The following is a 12,301-nucleotide window of genomic DNA, read 5'->3' on the forward strand; positions in this document are numbered from 1 at the left end:
AACATCTTCGTTTTTCGATGTCAACTAAGTTTTTCAATTTCTTTTTTGTCGTTTTCTGCGTTTCCGCATCAGCGACGTTTATTAATTTACCATATACAAACTATTAACGTCAACACTTTTTAATAAAAAGTTCTTTTTCTTACATAACGAATACATTCCTCTGCGTTAGCAACTCTCCGAAATAAACAAAAAATGATTTTATATCTTTCTTCCATCGCCTTTTTTACAACTTCATGAATACGCTCATCTTCAAAATCAAATAAAAGTTCCTCTAACTCTCTCTTTAATATGTATTCCATCTCTTTTCTCTCTTCTTTTGTCAACATCAGCCCAAGCAAATGATCACCTCAATAATTCCTTACGTAACAATAAACGTTTCGCTCATTTTCACTTATTACAATCCTATCATTCATTATATCCACTACTTACGATATTAATCCTTTGTTCTCTTTTTTATATTTACAGCATATATGTAACTGAAAAGGATTGGACAAAGGGGCGTAATATTATGTTTTTCTTTTTTATTACGAGTAAAAGAACTTTTAAACACATTAGCTTAATAGTGATACTTTCCTTATTTACAGCATGGCTACTCTTTTTAAAAACATATTCACATGAATCTGCTTTTTCAACTGCTACAGGTCCTAAAGTAATTTACAAAGGAGATACCGCTAAAAAGCAAGTTGCATTTACGTTTGATATTAGTTGGGGAGACAAAAAAGCAATTCCAATCCTTGATACTCTTAAAGAAAGACAAATTAAGAATGCAACCTTCTTCCTTTCTGCTGCATGGGCCGAAAGACACCCCGATATTGTAGAGCGCATCATGAAAGATGGACACGAAATTGGTAGTATGGGTTACAATTACACATCCTATACTTCTCTAGAGACGAACGAAATAAGACGAGACCTTTTACGAGCACAAGATGTTTTTACAAAACTTGGGGTAAAACAAGTCAAGCTGTTACGTCCACCTAGTGGCGAATTTAACAAGGTAACCCTTAAAATTGCAGAATCACTTGGATACACCGTCGTGCATTGGAGTAATAATTCCAACGATTGGAAAAACCCAGGTGTAAATCACATCGTTTCCACCGTCTCTAATAATTTGAAAGGTGGAGATATTGTCTTATTACACGCATCCGATTCTGCCCTTCAAACAAATAGAGCTTTACCGCTGCTCCTGCAAAAATTAAAAAGTGATGGATATGAGCAAATATCCGTATCACAACTTATTTCCAACACAAGTACGAAAAGTGAAGATGTGAAATAGCTTCGTCCCTACTACTCTTCACGTATAAAAAGCTCTACTACCTTTCAAAAAGGTGGTAGAGCTTTTTTAATCACACCATTTCCAGTAATATAACTGCTGATATATAAAACCTCTCTCTATTAAGCAGATTTACTCGTTTTTCCGATTAAACGATGTAATACAAGTAATTGATATGCATTACATAACAATAGCGGTATAACCATTAAATATAACCAATCTGTATCATTAATCCGAAGCGCCGGTACCCATTCAAGAATCGTTACAACAACCATAAAGAACAGAGCTGGCACAAATGCTTTTTTATTTGTTTCTTTACTTTTTACATAAGCAACAATTGCTCCAAACACAAATAAAATTCCAGCAACAAGTATGTTATTCCCCAATGAGATTTCCCCATTTGCAATAAGTACAGATCTTAAATACACAAAATCAAATAATACGAATGCAATAAAAAAGAGCTGGACTGCATTCCATAAAGACGATGAGCGAAACATCCCTAGTCCAAAACGATGGATTGTTAAATATGCAAAGAATCCCATTTGACTTATAACGCTAAAAATAAATCCTACACCCATCAACCAGAAAGATACCGCTAAAATCTCCTCAACGTCGAAATTTTGAAAAAATTCATTGTACCTGTCCCACTCCAAAACAAAACCAATAATAACTGTGCTAATCCCACCAAGAAACAACGTCGTTAAAAATAGTCGTACCCACTTGCGGCTATTCACAACACATCCCCCATTATCCTTATATTTCTAATTAAATTGTATCAATGACAATTTCAAAAAGCTAGCCATGTTCATGTATAAATTCCTTAAAGATATTTATATTAAAAAGAGAGAACTGTGCTGAAAGGAGTTCCAACTTATGAAACGGATACTATTCATTTTCGTTTCTTCTTTTCTACTTATCGCACTTGTAGCATGCGCACAAGGAAAAGAAACGAAATCCGAACTAGATTACGATCAAACAAAGAAAATGATTGTTGATATTTTAAAAACAGATCAAGGTAAGAAAGCTATTCAAGATGTATTAACTGATGAAAAAATGAAACAAGCACTCATACTAGATGAAACAGTAGTAAAGAAAACGATTGAAGATGCCATGGTATCCGATAAAGGGCAACAATTCTGGGAAAAGCTCTTTAAAGATCCTGAGTTCTCATCAAAGTTTGCTAAAAGTATGGGGAAAGAACAAACCCAATTAATGAAAACCTTATTAAAAGACCCTGAATACCAAGCAGGCGTTATAGAAATTATGAAAAATCCTGAAGTAGAAAAAATGATGTTACAAACAATGAAGAGTAAAGAATACCGTCAATATCTACAACAAGTACTAACAGAAACTACTGAAAGTCCACTCTTCCAAGCCAAGATGATTGATATCATTAGTAAAGGTGTACAAAAGGCTGAAAAAGGTGGATCTGATAAGAAAGAAGCAGGCGGTGACGGCGGTTCTCAAGGCGAGAAGAAGGAAGAACAGTAAAAATAATAACTATAATAACGAGTGGACAATGTATAAATTGTCCACTCGTTATTACTTTATCTTGCTATTAACAGACAAAATGGCCCTCTAGTTAAGCGAAAGGTTTACTAGTTGTTGCCAGTAACAGATGAGCCCCACTGATTAAAGTTTCGCTTTATTTTTGTGTAACAGCTGTTTTATCAATTACTGTTTCAGCTATTTTACTATAAATAATGCCGGTTGTATGTGTATCTTCATATACCGAAGGAGCAAAGTCTTCTTTATTCCAATCGGGTTGTTGCAGTGGAATACGCCCAAGAACATTTGTTTGTAGTTCGGTAGCTAACTTATCTCCCCCACCTCTTCCAAATACATATTCTTTCTCACCAGTTACCTTACTTTCAAAATATGCCATGTTCTCAACAACACCGAGAATACTATGTTCAGTGCGTAATGCCATCGCTCCAGCACGCGCTGCTACAAACGCAGCTGTTGGATGCGGCGTCGTTACAATAATCTCTTTGCAAGATGGCAACATTGAGTGCACATCTAACGCAATATCACCTGTGCCTGGTGGCAAATCTAATACTAAATAATCTAAATCGCCCCATTCTACTTCTGTGAAGAAGTGGTTTAACATTTTCCCAAGCATAGGTCCTCTCCAAATAACTGGTGCATTATCCTCTACAAAGAAGCCCATTGAGATTACCTTTACACCTAAACGTTCCACCGGAATTATCTTATCACCTCTTACGATGGGACGTTTTTCTATCCCCATCATGTCTGGCACACTAAAACCGTAAATGTCCGCATCAATAATACCAACTTTTTTTCCTAAACGAGCTAAAGCAACTGCAAGGTTAACGGAAACGGTTGATTTTCCCACGCCACCTTTTCCACTCGCTACTGCTAAGAATGTCGTTTTTGAATTTGGTGACAATAAAGATTCACTTTGCTCTGCTTCTTGTTCTGGTGCAAACTGAGCTAATTCCTCTTCTGTAAATTCTGCAAAACGAAGTCCAACTGTTGCTGCTCCAAGTTCTTTTAATAACTTTACAATTCCAGACTGCAACTGCATTTGTTCCGCTGTACCAGTTTTTACGATTGCAATTTTGACACTCACATGTTCCTTCTCAGGCTTGACTGTTACCTCTTTAATTGCACTTGTTTCTTTTAATGTTTTATGTAAAAACGGATCTACAATCCCTTCTAACGCTTCAACCACTTGTTCTTTCGTTACCATAATTAGCCCAGCCCCCTGTATGAAAAATAACGTAATGTTAATTGAATTTATCTCTGCTTATTCTTGAAATAAATGCGTTTACATTTCCAGTATAACATATTTTCCGAAAACTTCGTTAACGAGAGAAACTCAAAAAAATCCTCCTTATTCTGGAGGATTTCCTTTTTCCGTGAAATAGCGTAATATACCCCGGTATATTGCAGCCGCTACCTTTTGCTGATATTTCTCCGAATTTAACATATACCTTTCGTTCACATTCGATAAAAAGCCGGCTTCAATTAAAGCACCTGGTGTTTTAGAATACTTTAATAAATACACATGCGAAATTGTCTTAGCAGAACGATTCGTGTTCTCTAAACTTGTTCTCAATTCAGCCTGTATAAATTTTGCAGCACGTTCATTTTCAATTGAAGAGCGGTAATAGAACGTTTGTGCGCCTTTCGATCCACTACTAGTTAAAGCATTTAAATGAATACTTGCAAAAAAGTCTACATCAGGTTTATTGATGATTTCTACACGTTTTTTTAAATCCTCTGCTTTACGTCTACTATATGACTTTGTATCTTTGTTAGCTAAATCATAATCTCCCTCACGCGTTAAAATAACTAGTGCACCTTGTTCTTGTAAATAGTCTTGTACCTTTTTTGTAATTTCAAGCGTAATATCCTTTTCTATAATATCCTTTCCTCCAACAGCCCCTCCATCTGGTCCACCATGACCAGCATCTAATACAATTACTTTCCCTGATAAGGGTAAATTCCAAGCTCGCCACGATTTTGTAATTTGAAATTCTTGTTTGACTAAAAAAAACAATACAACCGCAGCGAGTGCAAAAGAGATAATTCGAATTCTCTTCATACCTTTCCTCCTCCAGCTAGTCCCTCTAATTACTTATATGGGACAAGAGGAAAGTTTATGCTTGTCTTAATGAAGCTTTAATCGATATCTTCTTTCACCTTTTTCATACCCTTCTTGCCACCACAATCCTATAAACTGCTGACAAGATTCAAAAAGTAATTCCTCATCTTTCAACTTTATTTCTCGCATAGTCATACTCGTTAAAAATTGAAATAGCGTTTCAGTTAATTGTTGTTCTTCTTCTAAAGCTCTATATTTCACATCAAAAAACGATTCACCATAATAACCAAATTTACTATATCTCGCTCCTAATAAATAAGATTCTATCCCTAATTCAATACAGTAATCTTCATACTGACGATGAAGCTCTTGCATTTGAAAGGCATCACGAATATTTGAACGTAATGTTTTTAATGATAATTCCCGCAACATCTTCCGCTCGTATTTTAACTGCTTTTCTTTTTGTTTTTCTTGTAAGCTGACAATGACATTCATAGTACTTATAAACCTCCCTAATACGTATTAGTCTAAACTTCTAAAGAAGAAGCATACGCGCGGTGGTAGCACTAAAATATTCCAAGCTATAAAAATTACAAAAGAGGAATGAAACATAAAAAAACCCCAACCAAAATGGTTGGGGTTTGTAGTTCGCAAAAATTAACGTTTTGAGAACTGAGGTGCACGACGTGCGCCTTTAAGACCGTATTTTTTACGCTCTTTCATACGTGCGTCACGAGTTAATAGACCTGCACGTTTTAGTGTTAGACGGTATTCTGGATCAGCTTTTAATAAAGCGCGAGAAATACCGTGACGAATAGCACCAGCTTGACCAGTGTATCCACCACCATTTACGTTTACAAGTACATCGTAGTTACCTAAAGTTTCTGTTGCAACTAGAGGTTGTTTCACTACTTCACGTAATGCAGCAAATGGGATATAGTTTTCAAAATCACGACCGTTAATGATAACGCGTCCTTCGCCTGGAACTAGGCGTACGCGCGCTACTGAACTCTTACGACGTCCAGTGCCATAGTATTGAACCTGTGCCAAAGTAAGCCCTCCTTTAATTAATTATCCGCGAAGTTCGTAAACTTCTGGTTTTTGTGCTTGGTGTGGATGCTCTGCTCCAGCATACACGTTAAGTTTCTTAGAAACTTGACGGCCTAAGCGTCCTTTTGGAAGCATGCCTTTAATTGCAAGCTCTAACATTTGTACAGGGTAGTTTGTACGCATTTCAAGAGCTGTTCTTTGCTTAAGTCCACCTGGGTGGTTAGTGTGACGGTAGTAAATTTTATCGTTTAATTTATTACCTGTTAAATGAATTTTCTCAGCGTTAATAATAATTACATGATCACCCGTGTCAACGTGTGGTGTAAATGTAGGTTTGTTTTTACCACGTAAAATGGATGCTACTTCAGTAGATAGGCGACCTAAAGTTTGACCTTCAGCATCAACCACATACCATTTACGCTCAACTTCGTTAGCTTTTGCCATAAAAGTCGTACGCATGTGTTTCCCTCCTCGTTATCTTTTCCATAGAAAAAATCTATTGTTTATCTTAAACACGATTTCCTTCCGGGGCTAATCGTGGTTTTAGAAACAATACCATATGTTATGATATACTTTTGAGTTTCTAATGTCAAGCAAATGTTACACCAGGATTAGTTGTTATAGTTTACCTCCCATAGGTAAAGCCCATGACCTGGAGCCATCTTTCCAGCAAACTGACGATTTTGTTTCGCTAAAATCTCTGGAATGCTATCAGGATCAAGCTTTCCTTGCCCTACGTTAAGTAACGTACCAACAATAATTCTGACCATATTATATAAAAATCCATTACCTACAAAACGAAAAATTAATTCATCGTCTTGCTCAATTAACTCGATTTCATAAATTGTTCGCACTTTATCTTTTTTGTCAGTTTTTGCCGAACAAAAAGAAGTGAAATCATGCGTTCCAATAAAATACGGAATTGCTTTTCTTATTTTTTTGATTTCGAGCGGATATGGATATTGATATACGTAATTTCTACGGAATACATCCGCAGTCTTTGATAATAATACACGATAACGATATTCTTTTTTCTCAACACCGTAACGTGCATGAAACTCTTCTGTTTTTTTCTCTACTTGCCTAATAACAATATCATCTGGCAACATTGTATTTAAAGCGTTACTCCATTGCCACTCTTCAAGAGACAAAGGAGTATCAAAGTGTATGACTTGTCCTTTTGCATGAACCGTAGAATCTGTTCTACCAGATGCCTGAACACGAACAAGTTCTCCCTTATGCAATTTCTGTAATGCTTTTTCTATCTCCTGTTGAACAGTACGATGCTTCGGCTGAATTTGATAACCACAAAAATGCATGCCATCATATGCAACCGTACATTTTATTCTATCCATTTCTCTATTCTCCATTACGATCGCACCCATGCCAAAATACAAGCTAAACAAAATAAGCTTACAATCGTTACTGTATCGCTTGTTTTCCAGCGTAGTTGCCTAAATTTAGTACGTCCTTCACCACTTTGATATCCACGAGCTTCCATCGCAATAGCTAAGTCCTCTGCACGCTTAAAAGCACTGATAAACAGAGGAACAAGCAGTGAGATAATAGCTTTCATTCTATCTTTTATCGGTCCCCCAGCGAAATCAATACCACGTGATGCTTGTGCTTTCATTATTTTACTCGTTTCATCCATTAATGTCGGAATAAAACGAAGAGAAATTGACATCATTAATGCGATTTCATGAACAGGAACCTTTATACGCTTCAACGGCTTTAATAACGTCTCCAAACCATCTGTAATTTCAATAGGTGTCGTCGTTAACGTTAATAATGTCGTCATTAAAATAATAACGAAGAATCGTACAGAAATGTATATCCCTTGCTCTAATCCTTTTTCATGTATCGAAAACCAACCAAGCTGGAGTAGTACATCCCCCTCTTTATTTGTAAAAATATGCAGGAAAAATGTAAAAAGAAAAATCCATAAAATTGGTTTTAAGCCCGAAAGTACATAACGAATCGGCACTTTTGCAAAAAATAAAGCAATGAGTGCATATAAAAATAAAAATCCATATGAAATCGCATTATTTGCTAAGAAAACAACAAATACATATAAAAAGACAATCAGCAGCTTCGTACGTGGATCAAGTTGATGAATAAGTGAATTCCCTGGGATATATCTCCCAATAATCAACTGCTGCATGATTCATGACCACCTTTTCGTAACACCTGCACAACTTCATGAGTAAGATCCTCTAAAGATAAGGTAGCCTTTGGAATTGAAATACCAAACTTCTCTTCAATTGCACGTTTATACTTTAATGACATAGGAAGATCCACACCAATTTTCTCTAGTTCATCAGCATGTGAAAATACTTCCTCTGCACTTCCTTGCAAAAAGACCGTTCCTTTATGCATAACTACAATCTGCTCCGCATACTGAGCGGCATCCTCCATATTATGCGTTACAAGGATAACTGTAAGCCCCTTCTCCTTATGCAACTTATAAAACATCTGCATAAGTTCGTTCTGCCCTTTTGGATCTAGACCTGCTGTAGGTTCATCTAATACAAGCACTTCAGGTTCCATCGCCAATACACCCGCTATCGCAACACGCCTCATTTGCCCGCCACTTAACTCAAACGGTGAACGTGTTAACAGTTCTGGCTCTAACCCTACAAGTTCAATTGCCTCTCTTGCCTTTTGCTTCGCTTCTTCTACAGATACCCCAAAATTAGTAGGGCCGAAACAAATATCTTTCTCCACAGTCTCTTCAAACAACTGATGTTCTGGGAATTGAAAGACAACCCCTACTTTTTTACGTAGTGGCTTTAGCTTTTTTTCTTTCTTTCCTGCCGAAATCAAATGTTCACCAATTTGAACTGTACCATTTGTCGGCTGCAATAAACCATTTAAATGTTGAATCATCGTCGACTTACCTGAACCAGTATGACCGATAATGGCATAATAGCCCCCACTTGGAAACGACACGTCTACATCATAAAGTGCGCGTCTTTCAAATGGAGTTTTATATTGATAACGATGTTCTACTTTTTGGAATTTAATCTCCAAAGTTCGTTCACCAAGCTTTCCATTGTAAGATGCGTATTTTGCAAAAGAATTTCATTTCTTTTTAATAATTCTGCTATTTTCACCGAAAACGGTACATCTAAGCCAATTTCTTGGAGCATATGAGAGGATTTGAAAATTTTTTCTGGAGTCCCTTCCTCTAATATTTCTCCCTTATTTAAAATAATGACACGATCTGACTGTGCCGCTTCTTCTAAATCGTGTGTAATTGATAGCACAGTAATACCTTTTTGATTAACAAGTTGTCTAACCGTTTCTACTACTTCACGTCTTCCTTGAGGATCTAACATTGACGTTGCTTCATCTAATATTAAAATAGATGGCTGAAGTGCTAAAACGCCTGCTATTGCCACTCGCTGCTTTTGCCCACCAGATAAGGAATGAGGCTCATCATTAAGAAAATCTTCCATACGGACAAGTCGTAAGGCCTGTTCTAATCTTTCAATCATTTGTTCTCTGGGCATTCCGATATTCTCTAAGCCAAATACAACATCATCTTGCACTGTTGTTCCAACAAATTGATTATCTGGATTTTGAAATACCATTCCAATTTGTTTTCGAACATCCCATACCGTTTCCTCTGATAAAACCATTGAATCATTTACTGTAATAGTCCCTGCTTCCGGCAAAAACAAACCATTCAATAATTTTGCAAGTGTAGACTTTCCTGAACCGTTTTGTCCAATAATAGATACCCATTCTCCCTCATATAAGGAAAATGAAACATCTTTTAATGCATACGTGGCTGCCCCAGGATATTGAAATGATATATTTCCTATCCGAAGTTTCTCTTTTTTCAATAGAAGGCACCCTTTCCTTCGCCAAGCTCGCCTATTTTTATATTTAAAAAAAAGGGCCATGACCAGTTTCTTGAAAAGAACTGTCCTGCCCTTTTAATTATCATTATACTAACTCGATAATTACCATTGGTGCTGCGTCTCCGCGACGTGGACCAATTTTTGCAATACGAGTGTATCCGCCTTGGCGCTCAGCATAGCGTGGAGCTACATCAGCGAATAATTTTTGAAGTGCATCTTGACCAGTCTCAGCGTTAGCTACTTCATTGCGAATGAAAGCTGCTGCTTGACGACGAGCATGAAGATCTCCGCGTTTACCTAAAGTGATCATTTTTTCCACTACAGAACGAAGTTCTTTTGCACGAGTTTCTGTCGTTTGGATGCGCTCGTTGATAATTAAATCAGTAGCTAAGTCACGTAACATAGCTTTACGTTGCGCACTTGTACGGCCTAATTTTCTGTATGCCATTCGTAGTTCCCTCCTTTGTTCATGGGTTTAAATCCTCAGTCGTCTTTACGTAAACCTAAACCTAATTCCTCAAGTTTATGTTTAACTTCTTCTAAGGATTTACGTCCTAAGTTACGAACTTTCATCATATCTTCTTCTGTTTTGTTCGCAAGCTCTTGTACAGTATTAATTCCTGCACGTTTTAGGCAATTATAAGAACGAACAGAAAGGTCTAGTTCTTCGATAGTCATCTCAAGAACTTTCTCTTTTTGATCTTCTTCCTTCTCGACCATAATCTCAGCATTTTGTGCTTCATCAGTTAAACCAACAAAGATATTTAAATGCTCAGTTAAGATTTTGGCACCTAAAGAGATAGCTTCTTTTGGCCCGATGCTTCCATCCGTCCATACATCAAGCGTAAGCTTATCATAATTAGCCACTTGTCCGACACGTGTCTTTTCCACTTGGTAAGTCACACGTGATACTGGAGTATAAATAGAATCAATAGGAATTACTCCTATTGGTTGATCTTCGCTTTTATTTGCATCAGCTGGCGTATACCCACGGCCACGCTTTGCAGTTAAACGCACGCGGAAATGCGCATCTTTTGCTAACGTTGCAATGTGTAAATCTGGATTTAAGATTTCTACATCACTATCGTGAGTAATATCAGCAGCTGTGACAATACCTTCGCCCTGCACATCAATTTCCAACGTCTTCTCTTCTTCAGAGTAGATTTTAAGAGCTAACTTTTTCAAGTTTAAGATGATCGTCGTAACGTCTTCTACTACGCCCTCAACTGTTGAAAATTCATGTAATACGCCATCGATTTGGATAGCAGTAACAGCGGCACCAGGGAGTGAGGATAAAAGAATACGACGTAAGGAGTTACCCAAAGTAGTACCATATCCACGCTCAAGCGGTTCAATTACGAATTTACCATATTTAGCATCTTCGTTAAGTTCAACCGTTTCGATTTTCGGCTTTTCGATTTCAATCATTAACTAAACCCTCCTTCAAAACGTCGAAACCCCGGTTAAACAAAGGTATAACCCCTGTCTAACCGAAAGTCCCCCTTAGGCAGTTCCCGATTGTGCACAACAAGCGATGTTTCTGTACGAAATTTCTCGATAATGCATCATATCCATTATAGACAAAAGGGAAAATTCTATACAGAAAAATTACACACGACGACGTTTTGGCGGACGACATCCATTATGAGGAACTGGAGTAACATCTCTAATTGCTGTTACTTCTAGACCTGCAGCTTGAAGAGCACGAATTGCAGCTTCACGACCAGCACCAGGACCTTTAACAGTAACCTCTAAAGTTTTTAAACCGTGCTCCATTGCAACTTTAGCAGCAGCTTCAGCAGCCATTTGCGCAGCGAATGGAGTAGATTTACGAGATCCACGGAAACCAAGTGCACCAGCACTAGACCAAGAAAGCGCGTTACCGTGAGTATCTGTAAGTGTTACGATTGTGTTGTTGAAAGTAGAACGAATATGAGCTATACCAGCTTCGATATTCTTTTTCACACGTTTTTTACGAGTGTTTGTTTTACGTGCCATTGTTAGTTCAACCTCCTTTACTTATTATTTCTTTTTATTTGCTACTGTACGACGTGGACCTTTACGTGTACGAGCATTGTTTTTAGAATTTTGACCACGAACTGGTAAACCACGACGGTGACGAAGACCACGGTAAGAACCGATCTCCATTAGACGTTTAATGTTAAGAGATACTTCACGACGAAGGTCTCCCTCAACTTTAATACGATCGATAACATCACGGATACGTCCTAATTCGTCTTCCGTTAAATCACGAACTCGTGTTTCTGAAGAAATACCAGCTTCAGTAAGAATTTTTTCAGCAGTTGTGCGACCAATGCCGAATACGTAAGTTAAAGAAATAACAACGCGTTTGTCTCGAGGAATATCTACACCTGCGATACGTGCCATTCTGAATGCACCTCCTTCTGATTAACCTTGTTTTTGTTTATGTTTAGGGTTTTCACAAATAACCATTACTTTTCCACGTCTACGAATAACTTTACATTTTTCGCAGATTGGTTTAACTGACGGTCTTACTTTCATGTCTCGAACCTCCTTAAA

The 12,301-nt window shown here is 37.4% G+C and carries 18 protein-coding genes; 2 read left to right on the forward strand and 16 right to left on the reverse strand.

Features of this window, described 5'->3' with window-relative positions; all coding sequences use genetic code 11:
- Positions 1–119: 119 nt before the first annotated feature.
- The gene (locus AC1Q8L_RS28920; protein WP_000901145.1) at positions 120–338 is read right to left on the reverse strand and encodes a hypothetical protein; all 219 of its coding nucleotides are present in this window, start codon (positions 336–338) and stop codon (positions 120–122) included.
- A 170-nt stretch (positions 339–508) separates the two neighbouring features.
- Between AC1Q8L_RS28920 and pdaB the strand changes: the two genes are divergently transcribed.
- Positions 509–1,273 carry a polysaccharide deacetylase family sporulation protein PdaB gene (gene pdaB, locus AC1Q8L_RS28925; RefSeq protein ID WP_000464718.1) on the forward strand — a complete coding sequence of 255 codons (765 nt, stop codon included), beginning with the start codon at positions 509–511 and terminating at the stop codon, positions 1,271–1,273.
- A gap of 119 nt (positions 1,274–1,392) precedes the next feature.
- Here pdaB and kbaA read toward each other — a convergent pair whose 3' ends face one another.
- On the reverse strand, positions 1,393–2,004 hold the full coding sequence (kbaA, locus tag AC1Q8L_RS28930) for a KinB signaling pathway activation protein KbaA (protein ID WP_001088530.1): 612 nt from the start codon (positions 2,002–2,004) through the stop codon (positions 1,393–1,395).
- Between the two features lie 139 nt (positions 2,005–2,143).
- On the opposite strand from kbaA, the gene gerD reads away from it, so the two are divergent.
- Entirely contained in the window at positions 2,144–2,761 is a 618-nt protein-coding gene (gene gerD / locus AC1Q8L_RS28935; protein WP_000821602.1) for a spore germination lipoprotein GerD, read from the forward strand.
- Positions 2,762–2,915: 154 nt separating this feature from the next.
- On the opposite strand, the gene AC1Q8L_RS28940 is transcribed toward gerD, so the two are convergent.
- The 14 genes from AC1Q8L_RS28940 to rpmJ form a co-directional block, all read right to left on the reverse strand.
- Complete coding sequence (locus AC1Q8L_RS28940; RefSeq protein ID WP_000256623.1) at positions 2,916–3,983, reverse strand: Mrp/NBP35 family ATP-binding protein; 1,068 nt, start codon at positions 3,981–3,983, stop codon at positions 2,916–2,918.
- 144 nt (positions 3,984–4,127) lie between these two features.
- Positions 4,128–4,841, reverse strand: a complete 714-nt coding sequence (gene cwlD / locus AC1Q8L_RS28945) for an N-acetylmuramoyl-L-alanine amidase CwlD (RefSeq protein ID WP_000822439.1) — start codon at positions 4,839–4,841, stop codon at positions 4,128–4,130.
- 66 nt (positions 4,842–4,907) lie between these two features.
- Positions 4,908–5,336 (reverse strand): DUF2521 family protein, encoded by a 429-nt coding sequence (locus tag AC1Q8L_RS28950; protein ID WP_001101005.1) that lies wholly within the window; start codon positions 5,334–5,336, stop codon positions 4,908–4,910.
- 162 nt (positions 5,337–5,498) lie between these two features.
- Positions 5,499–5,891 carry a 30S ribosomal protein S9 gene (gene rpsI, locus AC1Q8L_RS28955; protein ID WP_000079986.1) on the reverse strand — a complete coding sequence of 131 codons (393 nt, stop codon included), beginning with the start codon at positions 5,889–5,891 and terminating at the stop codon, positions 5,499–5,501.
- Between the two features lie 21 nt (positions 5,892–5,912).
- Positions 5,913–6,350, reverse strand: coding sequence for a 50S ribosomal protein L13 (gene rplM / locus AC1Q8L_RS28960; RefSeq protein ID WP_001260795.1), 438 nt, complete (start codon positions 6,348–6,350; stop codon positions 5,913–5,915).
- A 152-nt stretch (positions 6,351–6,502) separates the two neighbouring features.
- A complete protein-coding gene (truA, locus tag AC1Q8L_RS28965) occupies positions 6,503–7,246 on the reverse strand; it encodes a tRNA pseudouridine(38-40) synthase TruA (protein ID WP_002094238.1) in 744 nt (247 codons plus the stop codon).
- A 14-nt stretch (positions 7,247–7,260) separates the two neighbouring features.
- Entirely contained in the window at positions 7,261–8,055 is a 795-nt protein-coding gene (locus AC1Q8L_RS28970) for an energy-coupling factor transporter transmembrane component T family protein (protein WP_001186530.1), read from the reverse strand.
- Positions 8,043–8,924 (reverse strand): energy-coupling factor ABC transporter ATP-binding protein, encoded by an 882-nt coding sequence (locus AC1Q8L_RS28975; protein WP_098312155.1) that lies wholly within the window; start codon positions 8,922–8,924, stop codon positions 8,043–8,045. The genes AC1Q8L_RS28970 and AC1Q8L_RS28975 overlap by 13 nt, the downstream gene beginning before the upstream one ends.
- On the reverse strand, positions 8,900–9,742 hold the full coding sequence (locus tag AC1Q8L_RS28980; protein WP_142318003.1) for an energy-coupling factor ABC transporter ATP-binding protein: 843 nt from the start codon (positions 9,740–9,742) through the stop codon (positions 8,900–8,902). Before AC1Q8L_RS28980 ends, AC1Q8L_RS28975 begins: the two co-directional genes overlap by 25 nt.
- Positions 9,743–9,845: 103 nt before the next feature.
- On the reverse strand, positions 9,846–10,208 hold the full coding sequence (gene rplQ, locus AC1Q8L_RS28985; protein WP_000331490.1) for a 50S ribosomal protein L17: 363 nt from the start codon (positions 10,206–10,208) through the stop codon (positions 9,846–9,848).
- Between the two features lie 35 nt (positions 10,209–10,243).
- Positions 10,244–11,188 (reverse strand): DNA-directed RNA polymerase subunit alpha, encoded by a 945-nt coding sequence (locus tag AC1Q8L_RS28990; RefSeq protein WP_000569643.1) that lies wholly within the window; start codon positions 11,186–11,188, stop codon positions 10,244–10,246.
- A gap of 180 nt (positions 11,189–11,368) precedes the next feature.
- Positions 11,369–11,758, reverse strand: a complete 390-nt coding sequence (rpsK, locus tag AC1Q8L_RS28995; RefSeq protein WP_000101797.1) for a 30S ribosomal protein S11 — start codon at positions 11,756–11,758, stop codon at positions 11,369–11,371.
- A 24-nt stretch (positions 11,759–11,782) separates the two neighbouring features.
- Positions 11,783–12,148, reverse strand: coding sequence for a 30S ribosomal protein S13 (gene rpsM / locus AC1Q8L_RS29000; protein ID WP_000090792.1), 366 nt, complete (start codon positions 12,146–12,148; stop codon positions 11,783–11,785).
- 21 nt (positions 12,149–12,169) lie between these two features.
- The gene (rpmJ, locus tag AC1Q8L_RS29005) at positions 12,170–12,283 is read right to left on the reverse strand and encodes a 50S ribosomal protein L36 (RefSeq protein WP_000868344.1); all 114 of its coding nucleotides are present in this window, start codon (positions 12,281–12,283) and stop codon (positions 12,170–12,172) included.
- Between the last annotated feature and the right edge of the window lie 18 nt (positions 12,284–12,301).

This window comes from Bacillus sp. GW823-FHT06A11, assembly GCF_058795355.1.